This window comes from Streptomyces sp. NPDC008086, assembly GCF_042957325.1.
Taxonomy (GTDB): Bacteria; Actinomycetota; Actinomycetes; order Streptomycetales; family Streptomycetaceae; genus Streptomyces.
This window is the reverse complement of sequence record NZ_JBIBIA010000001.1, coordinates 1,188,197-1,208,349: the sequence shown is the minus strand read 5'-3', so window position 1 is coordinate 1,208,349 and position 20,153 is coordinate 1,188,197. Positions and strand designations below refer to the sequence as shown.

Below are 20,153 nucleotides of genomic sequence, written 5' to 3'. Positions count from 1 at the left end.
CGGGGATCATGGCAGCCTCCAGGGCCTGACATCGGGAAGTGGCTGGCCAACACGGGGCTTGCCCAGCATCACCACGCGACCGCGGCGGACCACGGCGACGGCTTCCTCGATCTGGGCGCGTTCTTCTTCTGACGGGTCGTCCAGGTCCGCCTTGACCCGGTTGATCAGGCGGCGGACGCGGCGGATCTCCTCTTCGGAGGGTATGGCCTCGCTGCGGGCCCAGTCGTCGGCCTCGAACGTCGACATGAGCCGCTCGCGGCTGCGGAGCAGATCAGAGAGGTAGCGCTCCAGGTCGGGAAGGTAGGAGACATCGGTGCGGAAGTGGTCGCAGCCGACGCAGCGGAAGCGAAGCGGGCAACTCTGCCCGCCGGCTGCGACGTTGTGCGGTTCCAGGCAGATGCCGTAGGCCGTGGCGACTTCTCCGATGGCCCGCCGTACGTGTTCGGAATCCAGCATCGTCTGTGCTTTGCGCCAGACGCGGTTGCCGCGACGGTCGAACTGCAGGGCGGTGACCCGGTCGACAGCCTCGCGCCGTCGCTCCTGGCTGACCCGGTAGTAGCCCTGAGTTGTGGAGATTTCACGATGGTCCATCAAATCCATGAGCACGTCCGGAGGGACGTTGGCGTCCGCGTGCCGCTGGGCGAAGGAGTGCCGGTAGGCGTAAGGGAAGATCTTCGACTTGTCGAACGGCAGCATCTTCGTCACCAGCTGCCCGTCGGCCTCCACCACGAACGGCATCATGATGTCGGGCAGGGCATCGACCCATGCTCGGTGAGCGTCGCCGATCGAGCCGATCGGCTTCGTCCCCTGGGGGTTGGAGATCGGGCTCGGCAGCAGCTTGAGCTTGCTCGCCGGGGTGTTGGGGAACCGCTGCCGTACCCGTTCCTGCTGTGCCGTGATCACAGCGGCGGTCGCCTTCGCGATCGGCAGACGGCGGCCCAGCCGGTAGTTCTTGGAGTTGTCGTAGAGCAGGACGAGGGTGCCGTCCGGATCCTTCTGCAGACACTCGAACGGCAACGTGCTGATCTCGTCGGGCCGCCGCCCGGTGTCGATGAGCAGTTCGGTCGCGACGCGGAACTCGCGGTTGCTGATCTTCTCCAGCAGGTCGAGGTTGTCGCAGAGTTCCCGCATCACCTCGTCCGGCAGATCGCGCCCGGCCTCGGTGTCCTCGGGCTCGTCCGGGATGTCTTGCACGGACAGTGCGAAGTCGGCCGGCAGGCCCTCCAGCACCTGGCCAGGACCGGTGAGGCCCATGACGCGGATCCGGTTCACGATGTTCCGGACGTAGCGGATCACGTTGACCCGGTGGTGAGCCCCGAAAACGCCGGTCTCGGCGAGGAACGCGATCCGGTTGCAGAAACTGACCATGTCCGTGCGGCTCAGGAGCCGGAGTTGATGTCCTTCGTCGTCTCGTTGCAGGCGCAGGCTCTCCGAGAGCTGTTCCATGCCGCGGATCATGTTCTGCATGGAGGACGCGACGTTCCGACCGCGTCGCCGCGGAAGTTCGTCGTAGGCCCAGACCTTGAGCGCCTCGCGGAGAGGTTGCTGATGGATCCGGCTGAAGTTGAGAGTGCCGTGGTAGCCGAAGACGAACAGATCCCAGATGTCCTTGAGACGTTCGGTCTCCGGAGTCGCCCCCAGCCTGCGCAGCGAGGTCTGAGCGCCCCTGATGATCATCCGAAGGTCGTCGACCAGCCCCGCGCGGACCAGGTCGGCGTCTTCGAGGGTTTCCAGGCTGGGGACCTGGAGGAGACGCAGCTGATCGCTGATGTGCCGGATCCGGTGGTCTCGGGTCTTCACCTCCCGGGCGGTGCGGACCTGCAGGCAGTAGAGGAGCTCGGCGACCAGCCGGTCGGGCAGACCGCGCAGGCTGGCCTCGCGGTTGACGGCCACCGCCGGCGTCGTCAGGCGCCACCGCTCCTCGTCGCCGCAGAAGGTCCCCAGACGCCGTTCGCGGTTGAGCCGTCCGCGGTGGACCTCGCAGTAGATGGTCCCCTCCGAGCCGCGCAGCCTGTAGCAGGCGGCAACCTGGCAGGGGCCGAACCCGGGCAGCCCCTTCTGCGGGGAGTTCCGCAGAAAGTCCTCCACGGTCGGCTCGGATGATGTCAGCCACCGGCTCCCGTGGGTTGTGCAGAGCCCGTGCGTCACCAGTCGGGGCGGCCGCTGGCAGCCGGGGACCCGGCAGAGCGTCTGTCCGTCCGAGCGGTGATACGTGCCCGGCCTCGGGGCCGTGGCGAAGTCCTCGAAAGACAGCCCGGACTGCCGCCAGCGATTCCTGCAACCGATGCAGACCGGTTCACCGAGCGGGGTGCCCTTCGTGCAGCCGGGGATCTCGCAGTCCGCCATGCCCAGCACCGGGTGGATCTTGGGATAGCGGACGACCCGCACGTCCCAGTCTCAGCTCACCAGGTTCAGGAAGTCGGCATCCAGCGCGGCGATGATCTCCGCGGTCCGCAGGTCCTGCAGCTCCTGGGCCAGTGGCAACGGCGTCGCGGTCACTTCTCCCCCGTCCCGTGCAGGGCCCGCGGGGAGGGAACGCGCTCGATCGCTGCACGCAATCGTGCCCGGTCAGGAATCAGGTAGGGCCTGGGTGACTCCGGGTGCGTCTGACCGAGCAGGGCCTGCACCTCGTCCACCGACCCGCCGGCATCCGAGATGTTGCTGCCGAAAGCGCGACGGGCCATGTGCGGGCCGACCTTCCGCGACAGCTTGGCCCGCTGTCCCAGGCGCTCGAACAGCTCGCCCAGTGCGTCCGGCGGCATCGGCGCCCCCAGCGGCTCGCGGAACAGGTTCACCAGCAGGAAGTCACTGCCGCCCGCCCCGAGGATCTCGTGGCGCTCGTCGATGTACTGGTCGAACGCCTGGACCACCAGGAAGTCCAGCGGCTGCGTCCACGCCTCCCTCGACTTCGACCACGCCCGATTGCTGTTGTCGCGGCGCCGGACATGAACGTGGGCGCCCGCGTAGTCACAGCCGAGAGCCCGTGCATCAGGCAGCAGGTGACAGTCGCTGCGGTGCAGGCCGGCCGCCTGGCCACGGCGCAGCCCGACCCGGCCGAGCAGCAGCACGATCAGCCGGTCCCGGGCGTTGCGGCACTGAAGGAACATCGCCACCAGCTCGTCGTCGTCGGTGGCCCGGTCCACCTCCGCCTCCGGCTCCTGCACCCGGTGGACGGCCCTCAGCCGGTAGGACAGGCCGGAGTCCTCGCCGTGGGCCTCCACCGGCAGGTCCCGGCTATCGGCCAGCTCGTATATCTGCCCGAGCACCGAACGGGGCACCTCGCCCACCGACACCGCGTACGACAGCAGCCCGCGCACCGCGGTCAGTACCCCGTTGATACGCCGTTCCCTCCGCGCCGGCTCGGCCCCGGGACCCAGCACGACCGAGGCCAGTTCACCGTCCGACGTCGACGGCGTGTACTTCAGCCAGACCATGAACAGGCCCATGTCCCGGGCCGCCTGCGGCCATTGCCGCCCCGTGATCCGGCACCACAGCAGATACAACGCCACACCCTCGGCGTACGCCTTCGTCGTCAGCTCGGCCCGGCTCCGACCGAACCGCAGGAACCGCAGCCACTGATCTGCGACCCACACCACCTCGAAGTCGTCGTCGACGACTGTCCAGTACCGAACTCCAGACGGCAAATCCACAGGAAAGGCACGCAATGCAACTCCATGATCTGACGGTTGATGCAACAACCCGCCACAGAGCCACACCCCCCCGAGAACGAGTCTCAGAAGATCGACTTACTGCTCCCGCACAACGTCACACCACACCGGGCTGCCCCCAGAGAAGCCGTCGTTGCCCCGTGCGGCAGCCCTGCCTGGACTGGGCCGTCGAGGCCGATCCGGTCGAGGGCATATGGGGCGGCACCACGGAGCAGGAGTGCCGCGCGTTGAAGCGGCGTCTGGTACGCCCGTCCCGGAACGTGCCGGCAACGGCGGCTTGACCGTCGGCTTACGCCCTCAGGGCCTGGCCGCTCTGCGGCCGGTCACCACAAGAGTGGACCCGAGCAGGAGCGATGCCACGACTCCGTACCGAGCACGGGAAACGTGGTGGCGAGGACGGCGAGTACGGCCACCGCGTGCAGGACGTTGACCAGGGTGGGCAGCCGCGGCCTGCCGGTGAAGGAACCAGACGCCGGCCATGAAGACGGCGACGGGCACGGTATTGAGGGCGAGGCCGGCACCCGCGGCGGCAGCGGAGGCGAACACCGCATAGTGGGAAGAACACGAGTGCGTAGCCGAGCAGGCCATGACCGAGGTGGCCCGCGGCCAACTCGTGCTCGAGCGTCGCGGCGGCCTGGGCGACGGCGGCGACGAAGCAGAGGTCGAAGAACAGTTCCAGTGCGGTGGCGGTGCGGTGCTCCTCCCGGGAACGGAGGGCGAGCATGGGCCGGTACCAGGAAGTGCTGCGTCAGGTGACTGACTCATGGGGGGGATCCCTGTCGTACGGCGACGGGTCGGCCCGATCATGTGCGGGACCCGGGCACCGGGTTCCTCCGCGGTGCGATGGTGGCGTGCGGCAGTGCCGGTGCGGGCAGGCGGTTGCCGTCGTACTCCTCTACCTGGCCGAAGCGGTCGGACCCGTACTCCCAGGCGTCGCGGGCCCGGACGATGTCGTCATGCGTGCGGCCGATGAAGTTCCACCACATGACGATCTCCTCTTGGAAGGGCGGCCCGCCGAGCAGCACGACGCGGGCGGGCCGCGAGCTCGCGTTGGTCAGGGTGAGCGATGTGAGTCCCGGGGCGGCACAGCCGAGTTCGGCAGGTCGCAGCGGCGTTCCGTTCATGTGCACCGCGCCGCTGTCCACGATGACACCGTGCTCGAACACCTCGTCGACGGCGAGCCACAAGGTGGCGTCCGGCTCGATCGAGAGTTCGGCACCGAGCAGGGGAGTGAACGTGGGAACGGGTGACGTGTCGCCGGCCAGGGAGCCCAGGAACACGCGTGCCTCGCCGCCCTCCAGGGGCACCGTGCCGGGCACGTGGTGCTGGAAGTTCCGCGCCGTGTGACGATGCGCCTCGGGCAGGGCGACCCACAGTTGCAGACCGTGCAACAGTGTGGTCCGCCCCGTCGACACCTCGGAGTGGCTGATGCCGAAGCCGCCCGTCATGAGATTCAGCTCACCGGGCCGCACGAATGCGTGGTTGCCGATGCTGTCGCGGTGCTCGATCTCGCCGCTGAACAGCCAGCTCACCGTCTGTAGTCCGGTGTGCGGGTGGGGAGCCACCCGCATGCCACCGGTCACGGTGACGTCGTCGGGGCCGTAGTGATCGGCGAAGCACCAGGCGCCGATGAGGGTGCGCGCTCGCTGGGGCAGCGTGCGCCGCACGGTCATGGCACGAGGGCCACCGAGCGGCACCTCACGGGCGGAGAGGACCTCGATCTCCCGCCCGTGGAGCCTGGGGGTCGTGCCCGCCGGCTCGGCCGGGCGGGGTTCCACATGGCTCACGGATACATCCTCTTCTGGACGGCGGAACGGGAAATCAACCGGAAATCAGGCGGGGCGCGTTGGCCCCGACCACGGCGCGGAAGGCTCCGGGCCGCTGTCAGGCGGCGGACTCGGAGTCGGCCCGCACGGCCGAGATGTCGAGAATCAGCGTCACCTTGTCGCCGACGAGGACGCCCCCGGTCTCCAGCGCCGCGTTCCAGGTGAGGCCCCAGTCGGAGCGGCGCAGGGTCGCTGTGCCCGAGAAACCGACCCGGTCCCGCCCGTCGGCGTCCCGACCGGCTCCCCCGAACTCCAGGTCGATGGCGAGGGGCAGTTCGACGTCCTTGATCCTCAGTTTTCCGGCCAGGCGGAAGGAGTCGTCACCCGTGTCGACGACCGCCGTGGAGCGGAACGCCATCAGCGGAAACGTCGCGGAGTCGAAGAAGTCGGGACTCATGAGGTGCTCGTCCCGCTCCCGGATGCCGGTGTCCAGGCTCCCGGTCTGGACGCTCACATGTGCCTCGGACCTGGACGGCTGGTACCCGTCGAGTTTGAGCAGTCCTTCGAAGGCGCCGAACTTCCCCCGCACATGGGAGATCATGGCGTGCCGGACGGAGAACCCGAGCATGCTGTGGATCGGGTCGATGGTGTAGACACCGGTCAGTGCTTCGTATCGGCCGGGGCCGGCAACGGTCTTGGCATTGCTGTTTTTGAGCATGGTGAGTCGCCTTTTCGGGCTGGGTGATGTGTTGGATGGGTGCGGAACTCTGAAGGAACTGAGGGGTGCCCGTGGGATTCGCGGACTTTCCTGTTCCGGGGTAGCCCTTATCGGCTCACTCGGCGAGCTTGCCGTCGGTCGAGACGTCTTCCATCAGGGAGGCGATCTCCTGCGGGATCGCGGGAATGCTCTCGCGTTCGATCCCCGTCGTGGGTGACCACACCAGGTTGACCTGGAGCGCCGGGTCGAGGTCGGGGTAGTCGCTGCGGTTGTGGCAGCCTCGGGTCTCGCGGCGTTCCAGTGCCGCTTCGAGGGTGGCCCGGGCCGCCAGGGCCGCGGATTTCAGGTCGAAGGCGTGCGCGAGGTCCTGGAAGCCGGCGATGTCCGGGTGCACGCCGACGTTCTCCATCCGCTTCTCGATCACTTCGAGTTCCGCCAGCCCCGCACGCAGGCCCTCTTCGTTGCGTACGACGCCGGCGTGCTCGGTCATGGTGTTGCGGATGGCGCGTTGCAGCGCGCGGACGTTCTCCGGCCCGTCCGCCGCGAGCAGGCTGTCGACCTCCGCGCGGGCCTCGGCCACCGCCGACGCCGAGCGCGGCTGGGCGGACAGCGACTCCGAGTGGGCGGCGGCCGCCTGGGCGGTGATCCGGCCGTAGACCAGCAGCTCGATGAGGCTGTTCCCGCCGAGGCGGTTGGCGCCGTGCAGTCCGCTCGACGCCTCACCGATGGCGTACAGACCGCGCACGTCGGTGCTGTGGTCCTCGGGCCGGACCCAGACGCCGCCCATCGAGTAGTGCGCCGTGGGCGCGACCTCGATCGGGTCACGGGTGATGTCCAGCATCTGCAGGTCCAGAAGTGTCTGGTACACCCGCGGGAGCCGGTTCATGATCGTCTGCCGGGGCAGATGGGAGACGTCGAGCCACACCCCGCCGTTGGGCGTGCCGCGCCCTTCCTTGATCTCCGTGTAGGAGGCGAGGGCCACGCGGTCGCGGGTGGACAGTTCCATGCGTTCGGGGTCGTAGCGGGCCATGAACCGTTCCCCGAGGGCGTTGCGCAGGATCCCGCCCTCACCCCGGGCCGCCTCGCTGACCAGCGTACCGGCCGCGTTTTCCGGCTCGATGATCCCGGAGGGGTGGAACTGGACCAGCTCGGGGTCGCGCAGCCGGGCCCCCGCCTCCACCGCCAGCCGGAAGGAGTCACCGGTGTTCTCGTCGCGCCGCGAGGACGTGCGCCGCCAGATCCGCGTGTGGCCACCGGCCGCGAGGATGACGGCGTCCGCGTGGATCAGATACCGCCGCCCGCTCGCGAGGTCGAAGCCGTACGCCCCGAACACGGTGCCGTCGTGCACCAGCAGCCGGGTGATGTACACGCTGTCGAGCACGGGAATGTCCAGCTGGCCCGCCCGCCTGATCAGCGTGCGCTGGATCTCCAGGCCGGTGTAGTCGCCGGCGAAGGCGGTCCGGCGGAACTTGTGCGCCCCGAAGAAGCGCTGGGAGATACGGCCGTCCTCCTCCCGGGCGAAGGCCATGCCGTAGCGCTCCAGGTCGTCGATGCCCCGGGCGGCGCCCTGGGTGACGATCTCGGCGGTACGGGGATCGCCGAGCAGGTAGCTCTCCTTGAGGGTGTCGGCGGCGTGCTGCTGCCAGCTGTCCTCGGGGTCCATCGTGGCAAGGGCCGCGTTGACTCCGCCGGCGGCGAGGGACGTGTGGGCGTCCTCCTTGGGGCGCTTGCCGACGGCGAGGACGTCGACACCGGCCTCGGCCAACTCGATCGCTGCCCGCAAGCCGGCACCGCCGGTACCGATCACCAGCACCATGGTGGAAAGACGTTGTTCTGTGGCAGCCACGATCGCTCCCATCGTTCGCTCTCATCGTTGTGGTCGTCATCCACTACGACCGGAATGCCAAGGAGGTTGTGACACACATGCCGCGGCCCCCACGTCAGTGGACGGAGCCTCAGCGCAGAAGGCTGTCCATGGGGACACCGAGATCGCGTCGACAGCCGTCACCCGTGTGCTCAGGATCAGGTCGACTCCGTGCTCGGTGTACCAGCCCTCGGGGTGGACGTAGATCGAGTCACGCTCCTCCTTGCCCAGGCGATAGCCCTTGGACAGCGGCGGCCGGGTGTACGGCCGCTCGGGTTCGTCGCCGATGAGGAGGAGCGAGCCGTCGTGGCCGTGCTCCCGCAGTGCCTGCGCCGCTTTGCCTGCGGCCAGACCCCCTCCGACGATCACGAAGGTGTTCTCAGGGGACATGATGTTCCTCGTCTCAGTTGCCGCAGGCTGCTGAGAGCCATGGTTACGCGTGCGAGCCGGTCTGCCCGGTGGAGGCCATCTTTTACGAGGACGACCTCCCCCAGCGCTGGGCGCATTACCGGTCCGTCAACGCCGAGTACTTCGAGCGTTCCTCCTTGCCCGAGGACGAACCGGGGGTCGGCCGCCGCGACCACGCTCTCGTCGCCGGGCTGCCCCCGCAGAGTTCATACAAGAAGGACATCGCCGCGTTCACCATCGGCAAGGAGGACCCCGCCGATGTCGGCGTGTGGTTCCCGTCCTCACCCGGCGCGGAGTGAGTCAGTCCGGCAGGGAATGGCTCCTGGCCGGCTGGGACACCCTCACGATGGTGGGAACGGTGGTCACGGTGACGTCGCCGGTCAGAAGGCGATGCACCGGACAGCGGCCGGCCACCGCCAGCAGGTGCTCCGCCTGAGCCGGTTCCAGGTCGCCGGTCAGGCGGATGCTCTTGACCAGGTCGCCGCGCTGCCCGAACCGCACGTCCACGTCGACCCGTTGGAGATGCCAGCCATGGCGGTCCGCATAGGCGCGGACCGCCATGGAGGTGCACGAGCCGAGCGCGGCCAGCAGCAGCTCTCCCGGTGTGGGCCCCGTGTCCGAGCCGAGGGGCTCGGGCTCGTCCGCTGTGAGGATGTGCGGTCCGACCGCGATCGAGCGGGTCAGCCGCTCGCCCTCGCGAACCGACACGGTACGTCCGGTCATGGGTCTGCCTCTCAGTGGTTTACCACTAGGACAGATGTGCACGTGCTCGTGTGACGGTCTTCAGGGAACCAACGTGATGGTTGCCGGTGTCCCCTGTGCGGCCATCTTCGCGTACGGGCACAGTGAGACGGCCTTCTCCAGGAGGGGATCGGCGATCTCCGGATCGATCCCCGGCCACGTGACCACCAGGTCGACGCGGAGGAGATAGCCGCCGTCGGCCGGATCCCGCCCGAAGGCCACGGTCGTCTCCACCGAGATGTCGGCGGGGTCCAGTTCCTCCTGTCGTGCCACGAGGCTCAGGGCGCCGTGGAAGCAGGCCGCGAAGCCGGTGGCGAACAACTGCTCGGGGTTGGTTCCCTGGCCGTCCCCTCCGAGTTCGACGGGCATGCGCAAACTGAGGTCCAGGGCCCCGTCGGCCGTCCGTGCCTCCCCGGAGGCGCGACCGTGCCCGGCCTTACCGCCGCTGACGGTCACTGTCGTGGAGTAGATAGGAGAGAAGGACTCCCCGTCGAAGTCCTTGTCGGTGGACAGATCGGGCAGTGGAATCTCGTCGGTCACAGCACGACTCCGATGGCGCTCGACGGGGTGGGGCCTGTCGGAGCAGGCGCTTTCGCCTGGCGGACAGAGCATCGGCCCCGTTCCGGGGCAGGGGGCGCCGTGCGGCTCATGACCAGCGTCACGTCGTGTGTCCTTCACGTTGTGGGAGACGAAATCTCGGACGACAAGTTGACCGACCAGTAGCCATCTCCGTGACACGGGCCGACCGGCGTCCGCTCCCACGCATACGGGCGTGGACCTTGGGAGGGCCGATGCTCCTACCGCGGCCGGAGGTGCAGCGTGAGCACGGTGGGTTCGTCCCGTCCGGGCAGCGGGACGAACCCGTGCTCCGCCAGGTCGCGGACCATCTCGGCGCGCGGGGCCGGCCACATCCAGAACGTCTCCGTGTGCTCCCGCAGGACACCCTCCGCCCCGCGCACCCGGTAGTCGAAGCGGGTGCGGATCCGGCTTCCGGCGGCGGACATCACCATGCGTCCTCCGTACGTGTGCTCACCGACCCGCTGGTCCGGGAAGACACGCACGGTTTCCTCGTCGGGCGGGCGAGCGGGCGGAAGCTGAAGGAGCAGACGGCCCCCCGGAACGAGCGCCCTGGCGAGGGCCGGCCAGAGCGCACGCCGCGCGGCGGGAGCCAGGCAGGCGACCGTGTTGTGGCAGACCGCCACGTCCGCGACCGCGCACAACCTTGCCTCCTCAAGCCTCCGAGGATGTACGGTGATCCGCTCCCTCAGCTCCGGGGACAGGGCAGCGAGACGTGACATCAGCGGTGTGCGCATCGCGCGCGCAGGCTCGACGGCGTACACAGCGACTCGGGACTCGAGGAGACTCATCAAGGTGACACGGCCGGTTCCGGCTCCGACATCCAGCACACCATGACGGGCGCTCGCGACATCACGGCCGTAGAGGCGATGGACCCGTATCGCGTCCTGCTGGGCCTGAAGAACGTCGTAGAACTCGGCGCTGACCGCATAGTCGTCGTCCGTCGGCGCGCGAACGGCCGACGGCCGGGAGATGACGGAGGGCGTGCGCACCGAGGCCCTCAGGCATCCGCGCCGGACAACAGGTCACCGGCGAACGAGACGTTCTCCAGGAGCGCCTTGACTGTCGTCAGGTAACGGGCGGCGTCCGCACCGTCCACGAGGCGGTGATCGTAGGACAGCGACACGTACACCAGGTCACGGATCCCGGTGCCGGCGTCCGACTCGGCCTCCACGACCGCGGGACGCCGGAGGACGGCGCCGACGCCCAGGGCGGCGACCTGGCCCGATGGCACGATGACCGTGTCGAACAGGGCTCCGTGCGACCCGGCGTGGGAGACGGTGAAGGTGGCACCCGACACGTCGTCCGGGGCGAGTCCGCCGCCGCGGGCCTTCTCGGTGAGTTCGGTGGCAGCCCGTGCGATGTCGGTGACGCTCAGGTCGCCCGCGTTCCTGATGACGGGAGTCGTCAGGCCCTTCTCGGTGTCCACCGCGATGCCGATGTGTTCCGTGTCGAAGTAGGTGACGGTGCCCTCGCCCTCGTTGATCCGGGCGTTGACGACGGGGTGCGCCTTGACTGCCTGTGCCGCCGCCTTGACGAAGAACGCGTCGGGGACGACGGGGCGCCCTCGCGCGAGGCGAAGCCGTCCATCGACCGGGCACGCGACCCCATCAGCCTGGTGACGTCGACTTCGACGACGGAGGTCAGCTGCGCCTGCTCCAGTAGGGCCTTCTTGAGACTGGCACCGATGATCTTGCGGATGCGAGGCATCGGGACGGTCTGCCCGCGCAGCGAGGATGCCTCCACCGGCCCGGGCGCAGGTAGCGGGGTGGGCACGGTGCCGGCCGCCACAGGCGTGGGCGCCACGGATCGAGGCGCGGGCCTCGGAACAGGGTCGGCCGGCGCTTGCGCCGCGGGAGCCGGTGCTTCGAGCACGGGCGATGCGAGGTCGAGCCCGGCCGCTGTCGGAACCGGCTCCGGCGCCCCGATGACGGCGAGTTCGGCGCCGATCTCGGCCGTCTGGTCCTCGGCGACGGTGATCTCCAGCAGGACGCCGGCCGCGGGGGAGGGGATCTCGGTGTCCACCTTGTCGGTCGACACCTCCACGAGGGGTTCGTCGGCCTCGACCGTATCGCCGACCTCCTTGAGCCAACGGGTGACGGTGCCCTCGGTGACGCTCTCGCCGAGGACCGGCAAGGTGACTGAGACTGCCATGATGTCGTTGCTCCTCATGGGGCTGTAGGGCGCGCGGCACCCTTTGTTCGCTTCCAGCGCCCGCGGTGCGCGGATGCGCCGCCGGCACGCTGCGGGCGCGGTTCACCCCTGCCAGCCGTGTCGCTCGCGGGCCCGCGTGACCGTGTCCGGGGCGACTGCACCGAGCCGGGCCAACTGGTCCAGGGCCGCCACGACGATCGACTCGGCGTCGACCCGGAAGTAACGGCGAACGGCGTCGCGGGTGTCCGACAGACCGAAACCGTCCGTTCCCAGCGACGAGTAGTCCTGTTCCACCCACTGGCTGATCTGGTCGGGCACCTGTCGCATCCAGTCGCTGACGGCCAGGACCGGCCCTGGTGCCCCGGACAGCGCACGCGTCACATACGGGACGCGTTCCTCGCCGCCGAGCCGTGCCCGGTCGGCGCTCAAGGCATCACGCCGCAGTTCGGTCCAGGACGTCACCGACCAGACGTCGGCGTGCACTCCCCACGCCGACTCGAGAAGTTCCTGGGCCCGCAGAGCCCAGTGGATCGCCGTGCCCGAGGCCAGCAACTGGATCCGTGGCCCGGCGTCGTGGGCCTGAGCCGGCTGGAACCGGTACATGCCCCGCAGGATGCCCTCCGCCACCAGCGGCCCCGCGGGCATGGGCGGTTGCCGCTTCGGCTCGTTGTAGACCGTCAGGTAGTAGAAGACGTCCTCGGGCTGGTCGCCGTACATCCGCCGCAGCCCCTCCCTGACGATCACCGCGATCTCATAGGCGAAGGCCGGGTCGTAGCACACTGCCGCCGGATTGGTGGAGGCCAGCAGATGCGAATGCCCGTCGGCGTGTTGCAGGCCCTCGCCGGTCATCGTCGTACGGCCTGCCGTCGCCCCGACGACGAACCCGCGCCCCATCTGGTCGGCGAGTGCCCAGAACTGGTCGCCGGTCCGCTGGAAACCGAACATGGCGTAGAAGATGTAGAAGGGGATCATCGGCTCGCCGTGCGTGGCGTACGAGGTCGCCGCCGCGGTGAACTCGGCCATGGAACCGGCCTCGGTGATGCCTTCGTCGATGAGCTGGCCGCTCTTGGCCTCGCGGTAGTAGAGCAGCTGGTCGGCGTCGACCGGTTCGTACGTCTGCCCCTCCGGCGAGTAGATCCCGGCTGTCGGGAAGAGGGACTCCAGTCCGAAGGTACGGGCCTCGTCGGGGATGATCGGCACCCAGCGCTGTCCCGTCTCCCCGTCACGCATCAGGTCCTTGACCAGGCGGACGAGCGCCATGGTGGTGGCCAGCTCCTGCTTGCCGAAGCCCTTCTCCAGGGCCTCGAAGGGACGCGACGGAGGCTGCTTGAGAGGCTTGGCGACGACGTCGCGTATCGGGAGGGGACCTCCCAGTGCGGTGCGTCGGTCGCGCAGATACTGCACTTCGGGGGAGTTCTCACCAGGATGCCAGTACGGCACCAGGTCCCCGCTCAGGGCACTGTCCGGGATGGGCAGCTCCAAAGTGTCGCGCATCCGGCGGAACTGCTCCATGGTCAGCTTCTTCATCTGGTGGTTCGCGTTGCGCGACTCGAAGTCCGGGCCCAGGGTGTGTCCTTTCACCGTCTGGGCGAGAACGACGGTCGGGGCCCCGCGGTGCTCGATCGCGGCCTGGTAGGCGGCATAGACCTTCAGCGGTTCGTGACCGCCGCGCGAGTTCTCGAACATCTCCACCAGCCGGGCGTCGCTGAGTCCCGCGGCGATACCGGAGAGGGTGTCACCGGTGAAGAAGTGCTCGCGCAGGTAGGCGGCGTCCCGCGCGGCGTACGTCTGCATCTGCGCGTCGGGCACCTCGCCGAGGCGGCGCACGAGCTCTCCGGTGGCGTCCTGCCGCAGCACCGGGTCCCAGGCCTCGCCCCACAGGGACTTGACCACGTTCCAGCCCGCGCCGCGGAACCGAGCCTCCAGCTCCTGAACGATCTTGGAGTTGGACCGTACCGGGCCGTCCAGGCGCTGCAGGTTGCAGTTGACGACGAAGGTGAGGTTGTCCAGACCCTCACGGGTGGCGAGCGCCAGCGCGGCCAGCGCCTCGGGTTCGTCCGTCTCCCCGTCCCCGAGGAACGCCCACACCCGAGAGGCGGACATGTCCTTGATGCCACGGGCGTGCAGGTAGCGGTTGAAGCGCGCCTGGTAGACGGCTGCCAGCGGGCCGAGCCCCATGGACACGGTCGGGAACTCCCACAGCCACGGCAGCCGTCGCGGGTGGGGGTAGGACGGCAGCCCGTGGCCGTCCGCCTCGCGCCGGAAGCCGTCCAACTGGTCCTCGCGCAGGCGCCCTTCGAGAAACACACGGGCGTAGATGCCCGGCGACGCGTGCCCCTGCAGGAACAACTGGTCGCCGGAGCCGTCCCGTTCCTTGCCCTTGAAGAAGTGGTTGAACCCGATCTCGTAGAGCCAGGCAGCGGAGGCGTACGTGGATATGTGGCCGCCGAGTCCCAGGCGGGAGCCGCGGGTCACCATCGCTGCCGCGTTCCACCTGTTGAGAGCGGTGATGCGGGACTCCATGGCGATGTCGCCGGGGAACGTGGGCTGGGCGGACGCCGGGATCGTGTTGATGTAGTCCGAGGAAAGGAGCCGGGGGAGTGCGATCCCGGACCGGATCGCGTACTCGTGCACACGTCGCATCAGATACACGGCGCGTTCCGGCCCGGCGTTCTTCATGACTGCGTCGAGCGATGCCTGCCATTCCGCGGTCTCCTCGGCGTCACGGTCGGGCAGCTGGTCGAGCTCACTCGTCGCCGAGTGTTCTGTGAGCCGCGCCGGATCACTCATGGCGGCTTTCCTTTCTCGCGAGGGAGGGGGAGGTGTCGGGTCACACGGACACGGTCATCACCGGGCGAGCCACTGGGCGAACGTTCCGTGTCCCAAGTGGGCGGCCGGTGCGGGCAGGAGCGTCCTCTCTTCGATCCGCGCGCCGAAGAAGGGGGCGTCGGCATCGATGACCACTTCACGCATGTCGCCGCGCGCGGCGAGCAGCTTCGCGGTGAGGTCGTCGAGGCGGTGTTCCTCGGGGCCGGCGATCTCAAGAACGCCGAACAGCGGTACTCCCAGGGCGACATGGGCGACCTCGGAGGCGACATCGTCCGCCGATACGGGACGCATCAGGACCGGCGCGGCGTGCACACCGTCTCCGTACGTGTTCATCAGCGCCATGGCCTCGACGGATTCGAAGAACGGCGTGGCACGCACCAACGAGGAGAACGGAATCCGCGAACGCCGCACCAGGTCCTCCTGCAGCAGCTTCGCACGGAAGTACCCGGCCTCCAGCCGCTCGGCCCCGACGACGGACAGGACCACGTAATGCTCCACGCCTGCCGTGGCCGCGGCCTCGACCAGGGTGTCCGTGGCACGGGCGAAGAACTCCACGCTCTCCTTGTCCGTACGTGAGGGCGCGTCGGTGACGTCCACGACCACCTCCGCACCCCGCAGTGCCTCGGCGAGGCCCTTCCCCGTGGTGACGTCGACTCCCTCACTGCGGGACACGGTCACCACCTCCACACCGTGGTCCCGGAGCCTGGCCACCGTCCTGGAACCGATCAGCCCGGTGGCTCCCACAACAACGACTCTCATGTGAATCCCTTCCCATCGTCGGCGACCCCGACTGGTGTCTTCGGGACGGTGACGGGCGAAGTCAGCCGCCTCACTCCACCTAGGACCAGGCGCGGGTCAACGTTGTGACACCGTCCCCGCGTGTCACGAATCCGCAGGCCGTGCGGTCACCTCTGGGAAACGACATCGAGGAAGGGCGCGAGACGGCATGCTTGCTGCTGACGTGGTGAACTGCACGCTGACAGCGCTGTTCACGGCCGCTGCCGTCCAAGCGCTGCGGCACGGCGTCCTGTCACGTGGTTCGGGACGGCGGGACCGCGTCGACCAGCTCCTGCACACCGCGATGGCCCTGGCCATGGCGGTGATGCCGTGGAGCTGGGGTCGCCTCTTGCCGCAGGCACCGACGACAGTGTTCTTCGCGGCCGCCGCGCTCTGGTTTCCCCTGACCGCGGTCGGCCGCCGCCCGGAGCCGTGGCCGACCGCGATCAGGCGGAGCCTGCCCTACGCGGCAGGCATGGCCGCGATGGCCTGGATGACCTACTCCACTGCGGACCCCTCGCACGAACCCCCGACCGAGGGCCTCCCGGCGATGCACCAGGCCGTGCACGTAGGCCACGTGGCCGAGCACTCGCAGATCGCTGACGCGGTCACCGGAGTACTGGCGCTCTGCCTCCTCGGCTGCGCTCTACGGTCGTTGACCCGCGAGATGCCCGCGCTCGGCCGGGCCCGGCGCATGCAGGACGGCTCCAGCACAGGGAAGCCGTACCGCCACTTCTGGGACGGATCGATGAGCCTGGGCACGGTCGTCATGCTCCTTATGCGCCACTGACCGCCCGTACCGGTCGCCCCCGGTGCTGCCCGGTTCGTCGAGGCCCTTGTGCCGGTACCGTCCGGCCGCTGACAACGATGTTGACCGCCGCCCGCGCCCCCTCGGGTGCCGGCGCGACGCTCTGCGCCGCGACATCGCCGCCGCCATCCGCCGTCACCGGCCCGAGCTGCTGATCACCCTCAACCACCGTGTCACCTGGGGTCCGGACGTCTGGAACACCCCGGATCACGTGGCCGTGGGCCACGCTGTCCGGAGCAGGGCACGCGGCGGAGCGGAAGGAACGGTCGTCACACCTCCGTACGCAACCGCCGCGTGATGTCCACGACCCGGCTCGCCTGGAAGTCGATGGCGGCCAGCTCGGTCTGCCCGGGCGGGATCTCACCGTTGCGGGACACGTGGCTCGTGCCGTAGGGGTTGCCGGCCTCGAACTGGATCGGGTCGGCGTAGCCAGGCGGGACGATGACGGCACCCCAGTGGTAGAAGGTGTTGTTGATCGCAAGGATCGTCGATTCCTGACCGCCGTGCGCTGTCGCCGTCGCGGTGAACGACGAGCCGACCTTGTTCGCCAGCCGGCCCCGCGCCCACAGCGGCCCCGAGGTGTCGATGAACTGCTTGAGCTGGGCCGCGGGCAGTCCGTACCGGGTGGGTGACCCGAGCATGACCGCGTCCGCCCAGTCGAGGTCGTCGAGAGTCGCGACGCGTATGTGCTGGGTGGCGGCGAGATGGGTGGACCAGCCCTGGTTGGTGGCGATGGCCTCCTGTGGCGCCAGCTCCGCCACCTTGCGAAGCCGCACTTCGGCCCCCGCCTTCTCCGCGGCCGTGGCCGCGGCTTTGGCGAGTTCGAAGACGGTCCCGGTGGACGAGTAGTAGATGACGGCGACGTTTACCGAAGAGTTCATGACGATTCCTGGGGGGCGATGTGACGGGTGATTCGGCAACAGCCTCGCGATGCACCGGGATACGGGCATCGGTCATCCGACCGGGGCCGTTGCTCAACCGGAAGAGGGGCCACTGCGGGGCCCGATGCGGATGAGGGTGTCGCGCGTGCCCTCGGTCAACCCGCCCCAGATGCCATATCGTTCCCGGTGGCGCAGGGCGTATCGACGGCAGGGAATCCGCACGGGGCACAGACCGCAGATTGTCAGCGCCCGTTGGACGGCCGCCTGGTCGCCCGGAGGCGGGAAGAAGGTCTCGATGTCCGTGCCGCGGCAGTGTGCGGCACTCCACCAGCTCATCGCCGAACGGGCGGATGAGCCATGTCCGTTCGCCGGCGTCATCCCATCTCCTCCAGCTTCCTGCCGTTGGTCTCGCGTACCAGGGCGGCGACGAAGACGAAGGAGAGCAGAGCGAAACCGGCGTAGAGGGCGTACGTGGCCGACAGGTTCCAGTCCGACATACGGGGGAAGCTTTCGGTGACGGCCCAGTTGGCGACCCAGTTGGCCGCGGTCGCCACCGACATCGCGGCGGCGCGGATCCTCAGCGGGAACATCTCACCGACCATCACCCAGAGCACCACCCCCCAGGAGACGGCGAAGAAGAACACGAAGGCGTGCGCGGCGATCAGTGCCACGGTGCCCTGGGTGTCCGGGATCGACAGACTGCCGCCGCTGCCCGTCCGGTAGGAGAACGCCCACGAGGCGAAGGCGAGTGAGACGGCCATACCGGCCGAGCCGGTCAGCGCGAGCGGTTTACGGCCCACCCGGTCGATCAGGAGCATGGCGACGACGGTGCCGACGATGTTGATGATCGATGTGGACAGACTGATCAGCAGGGAGCCGGACTGGTCGACACCCACCGACTGCCACAGCAGCGACGAGTAGTAGAAGATGACGTTGATGCCGACGAGTTGCTGGAAGACGGCCAGTCCGATGCCGGCCCAGACGATCGGCAGCAGCCCGAAACGTCGGCTGAGCAGATCGCGTACCAGCGGCTTGTGGTCGGTCCTGAGCGCATGCTGGATCTCGGCGATCCGGCTCTCGGAGTCCGTGTCCGTGCCCTGTAGGTCGCGCAGGACCGCGCGCGCCCGGTGCAGACGGCCCTTCGCCACGAGGAAGTGCGGCGACTCCGGGATACGGAGGGTGAAAAACAAGTACGCGAGCGCCGGTACGACAGCGGCCATGAGCATCCACTGCCAGGCCCGCAGGGGCCCCAGCGGATTCTCGCTCCCGCCGTCGGCGGCCTGCGCGATACCCCAGTTGACCAGCTGGGAGGCGGTGATCCCCAGCACGACGGCCGCCTGCTGGAACGAGGCCAGTCGGCCCCTATGGTCGGGCGGTGCGACCTCGGCGATGTAGGTGGGCCCGATGAGCGAGGCGAGACCGATCGCCACGCCGCCGACGACCCGCCACGCTCCCAGGTCCCAGGCGGAGAACGGCATGGACGAACCGAGTGCGCTGATCGTGAAGAGGATGGCGGCGAGGTACATCACCCGCAGACGTCCGACCCGGTCGGCGAGGCGCCCCGCGACGGCGGCTCCGACAGCGGAACCGAGCAGCGCCGAGGCCACGATGGTGCCCGTCTGGCCGGTCGTGAGGTGGAATCGGTGCTGGATCCCGGTGACGGCACCGTTGATGACGGCGCTGTCGTAGCCGAAGAGGAATCCGCCGATCGACGCGGCTGCCGAGATGCCGGTGATGCGGCGGAGGCTGGATGCGTGGGACGCGGCCACAGTGCGGGCGGGCCCCAGGGGACTGGTGTTGGAGGTCATGGAAAGGGACTCCTTCACAAGACCGGCCGTAACCGCTTTCAGAAGCGGATCGCCGGGGACGAGAGCAACTCGTGGAGGCGGGCGAGGTTCGCCGCGCCGATGAGGCCGGCGTCCTGTCCGACGGTGGCGGTGCGGACCTCGGCGTAGACCCGGTGCGCACCGCCACCGAGGGCACGGCGGTAGGCGACCTCGGCCGGACGCCGGATCAGCTCGCCGGTTTCGCCGAGGCCGCCGCCGATGACGAGGACGGAAGGGTCGAGGACGGAGGCGAGGTCGGCCAGTGCCTGGCCCAGCCAACGGCCCGACTGAGCGAACACCTCAAGAGCGAAGCGGTCTCCGCCGCGGGCCGCCTCGGTCACATGGCGGCCCCGGAGACCGGCGGGCGTGCCGTCGCCCAGCGCGAGCACGGCCGCGGCACGCCCGGGATCGGCGGCCGCCAGGTCGCGGGCGCGCCGCGTGTGGGCCGCTCCGCTCGCGTACTGCTCCATGCAGCCGCGCTGACCGCAGGGACAGGGCAGACCGTCGGGGACCGCCCGGTAGTGGCCGATCTCGCCCGCCATGCCGAAGCGGCCGCGGAAGAGCCGGCCCCTGCTGACGATGCCTCCGCCGAAACCGGTGCCGGCGGTGACCATCAGCATGTCCTCGTGCCCGGCGCCGGCTCCGTGCACGAACTCCCCCCATGCGGCGGCGTTCGCGTCGTTCTCGACCACGACCGGAAGCCCTGTGGCCTCCTGGACGATGTCCCGTATCGCCTTGTCGTGCCAGCCCAGGTTGGGCGCGAAGCGCACCGTCGACCGCTCCGCGTCCACGTATCCGGCGGCTCCGACGCCGACCGCGCGGACATCGTCCCGGCCCTCGCGGACCCGCCGGACCGCCTCGGTGACCGCGTCGGCGATCCGGTCCGGGTCGCGTGGGGTGGGGAGGCGGGCGCGCGTGGCGACACCCCCGGCGGGATCGACCGTTCCGGCGGCGATCTTCGTGCCGCCGACGTCGACGCCCACCGTCAGCCCGCAGGTCTGCTCGCTCATCCGGCACCACCCGTGCTCTCGAACGAACGGTGGTTGGCGCCGGGCTCCGGGTGCTCGCCGTGTCCGCACAAGGGCGCGCCCGTGAGTGCCGGGCGGATGGGCCAGATGGGCATGTCGGTTCCTTCGC

The 20,153-nt window shown here is 69.2% G+C and carries 17 protein-coding genes and 4 pseudogenes; 4 read left to right on the top strand and 17 right to left on the bottom strand.

Translation table 11 applies throughout. The features are described 5' to 3' along the window. Positions 1 to 6 precede the first annotated feature (6 nt). Both ACFZBP_RS05125 and ACFZBP_RS05120 read right to left on the bottom strand, forming a co-directional pair. Positions 7 to 2,088 (bottom strand): hypothetical protein, encoded by a 2,082-nt coding sequence (locus tag ACFZBP_RS05125; protein WP_391410041.1) that lies wholly within the window; start codon positions 2,086 to 2,088, stop codon positions 7 to 9. A gap of 407 nt (positions 2,089 to 2,495) precedes the next feature. Next, positions 2,496 to 3,650, bottom strand: coding sequence for a tyrosine-type recombinase/integrase (locus tag ACFZBP_RS05120; RefSeq protein WP_391410371.1), 1,155 nt, complete (start codon positions 3,648 to 3,650; stop codon positions 2,496 to 2,498). 14 nt (positions 3,651 to 3,664) lie between these two features. On the opposite strand from ACFZBP_RS05120, the gene ACFZBP_RS05115 reads away from it, so the two are divergent. After that, positions 3,665 to 3,949 (top strand): WhiB family transcriptional regulator, encoded by a 285-nt coding sequence (locus ACFZBP_RS05115; protein WP_391410039.1) that lies wholly within the window; start codon positions 3,665 to 3,667, stop codon positions 3,947 to 3,949. Between the two features lie 269 nt (positions 3,950 to 4,218). Here the strand turns inward: ACFZBP_RS05115 and ACFZBP_RS05110 are convergent. From ACFZBP_RS05110 to ACFZBP_RS05090, 5 genes and pseudogenes are all read right to left on the bottom strand, one after another. Further along, a pseudogene (locus ACFZBP_RS05110) lies at positions 4,219 to 4,392 on the bottom strand (low temperature requirement protein A); the annotation flags it as partial. A gap of 79 nt (positions 4,393 to 4,471) precedes the next feature. Then, positions 4,472 to 5,455, bottom strand: coding sequence for a pirin family protein (locus ACFZBP_RS05105; protein WP_391410037.1), 984 nt, complete (start codon positions 5,453 to 5,455; stop codon positions 4,472 to 4,474). A 97-nt stretch (positions 5,456 to 5,552) separates the two neighbouring features. Beyond that, positions 5,553 to 6,152, bottom strand: coding sequence for a YceI family protein (locus tag ACFZBP_RS05100; RefSeq protein ID WP_391410035.1), 600 nt, complete (start codon positions 6,150 to 6,152; stop codon positions 5,553 to 5,555). A gap of 115 nt (positions 6,153 to 6,267) precedes the next feature. Further along, positions 6,268 to 7,968: an FAD-binding protein gene (locus ACFZBP_RS05095; protein ID WP_391410369.1), complete on the bottom strand. Its 1,701-nt coding sequence runs from the start codon at positions 7,966 to 7,968 to the stop codon at positions 6,268 to 6,270. A 174-nt stretch (positions 7,969 to 8,142) separates the two neighbouring features. Beyond that, a pseudogene (locus ACFZBP_RS05090) lies at positions 8,143 to 8,406 on the bottom strand (FAD-dependent oxidoreductase); the annotation flags it as partial. A 68-nt stretch (positions 8,407 to 8,474) separates the two neighbouring features. On the opposite strand from ACFZBP_RS05090, the gene ACFZBP_RS05085 reads away from it, so the two are divergent. Beyond that, positions 8,475 to 8,723, top strand: a complete 249-nt coding sequence (locus tag ACFZBP_RS05085) for a hypothetical protein (RefSeq protein ID WP_391410033.1) — start codon at positions 8,475 to 8,477, stop codon at positions 8,721 to 8,723. A 1-nt stretch (position 8,724) separates the two neighbouring features. Here the strand turns inward: ACFZBP_RS05085 and ACFZBP_RS05080 are convergent, their stop codons facing one another. The 6 genes and pseudogenes from ACFZBP_RS05080 to ACFZBP_RS05055 all read right to left on the bottom strand — a co-directional run bounded on the left by ACFZBP_RS05080 (position 8,725) and on the right by ACFZBP_RS05055 (position 15,483). Further along, positions 8,725 to 9,147: an OsmC family protein gene (locus tag ACFZBP_RS05080; protein WP_391410031.1), complete on the bottom strand. Its 423-nt coding sequence runs from the start codon at positions 9,145 to 9,147 to the stop codon at positions 8,725 to 8,727. A gap of 60 nt (positions 9,148 to 9,207) precedes the next feature. Continuing rightward, positions 9,208 to 9,705 carry an Ohr family peroxiredoxin gene (locus ACFZBP_RS05075; RefSeq protein WP_391410029.1) on the bottom strand — a complete coding sequence of 166 codons (498 nt, stop codon included), beginning with the start codon at positions 9,703 to 9,705 and terminating at the stop codon, positions 9,208 to 9,210. Positions 9,706 to 9,962: 257 nt separating this feature from the next. Next, positions 9,963 to 10,733: a methyltransferase gene (locus ACFZBP_RS05070; protein WP_391410027.1), complete on the bottom strand. Its 771-nt coding sequence runs from the start codon at positions 10,731 to 10,733 to the stop codon at positions 9,963 to 9,965. Between the two features lie 8 nt (positions 10,734 to 10,741). Further along, positions 10,742 to 11,883, bottom strand: a pseudogene (locus ACFZBP_RS05065) (2-oxo acid dehydrogenase subunit E2); the annotation flags it as partial. A 114-nt stretch (positions 11,884 to 11,997) separates the two neighbouring features. Continuing rightward, a complete protein-coding gene (gene aceE, locus ACFZBP_RS05060; RefSeq protein ID WP_391410025.1) occupies positions 11,998 to 14,685 on the bottom strand; it encodes a pyruvate dehydrogenase (acetyl-transferring), homodimeric type in 2,688 nt (895 codons plus the stop codon). A gap of 57 nt (positions 14,686 to 14,742) precedes the next feature. Next, on the bottom strand, positions 14,743 to 15,483 hold the full coding sequence (locus tag ACFZBP_RS05055) for an NAD(P)H-binding protein (RefSeq protein WP_391410023.1): 741 nt from the start codon (positions 15,481 to 15,483) through the stop codon (positions 14,743 to 14,745). Positions 15,484 to 15,670: 187 nt separating this feature from the next. Between ACFZBP_RS05055 and ACFZBP_RS05050 the strand changes: the two genes are divergently transcribed. Continuing rightward, positions 15,671 to 16,291, top strand: a complete 621-nt coding sequence (locus ACFZBP_RS05050) for a DUF5134 domain-containing protein (protein ID WP_391410021.1) — start codon at positions 15,671 to 15,673, stop codon at positions 16,289 to 16,291. Between the two features lie 118 nt (positions 16,292 to 16,409). Beyond that, positions 16,410 to 16,553, top strand: a pseudogene (locus ACFZBP_RS05045) (PIG-L family deacetylase); the annotation flags it as partial. A 25-nt stretch (positions 16,554 to 16,578) separates the two neighbouring features. Here ACFZBP_RS05045 and wrbA read toward each other — a convergent pair. The 4 genes from wrbA to ACFZBP_RS05025 all read right to left on the bottom strand — a co-directional run bounded on the left by wrbA (position 16,579) and on the right by ACFZBP_RS05025 (position 20,026). Further along, positions 16,579 to 17,190: an NAD(P)H:quinone oxidoreductase gene (wrbA, locus tag ACFZBP_RS05040; RefSeq protein WP_391410019.1), complete on the bottom strand. Its 612-nt coding sequence runs from the start codon at positions 17,188 to 17,190 to the stop codon at positions 16,579 to 16,581. 93 nt (positions 17,191 to 17,283) lie between these two features. Then, positions 17,284 to 17,526, bottom strand: a complete 243-nt coding sequence (locus tag ACFZBP_RS05035; RefSeq protein ID WP_391410366.1) for a WhiB family transcriptional regulator — start codon at positions 17,524 to 17,526, stop codon at positions 17,284 to 17,286. Between the two features lie 38 nt (positions 17,527 to 17,564). Continuing rightward, positions 17,565 to 18,998, bottom strand: coding sequence for a sugar porter family MFS transporter (locus ACFZBP_RS05030; RefSeq protein ID WP_391410017.1), 1,434 nt, complete (start codon positions 18,996 to 18,998; stop codon positions 17,565 to 17,567). Between the two features lie 38 nt (positions 18,999 to 19,036). After that, entirely contained in the window at positions 19,037 to 20,026 is a 990-nt protein-coding gene (locus tag ACFZBP_RS05025; RefSeq protein WP_391410015.1) for an ROK family glucokinase, read from the bottom strand. Positions 20,027 to 20,153 lie beyond the last annotated feature (127 nt).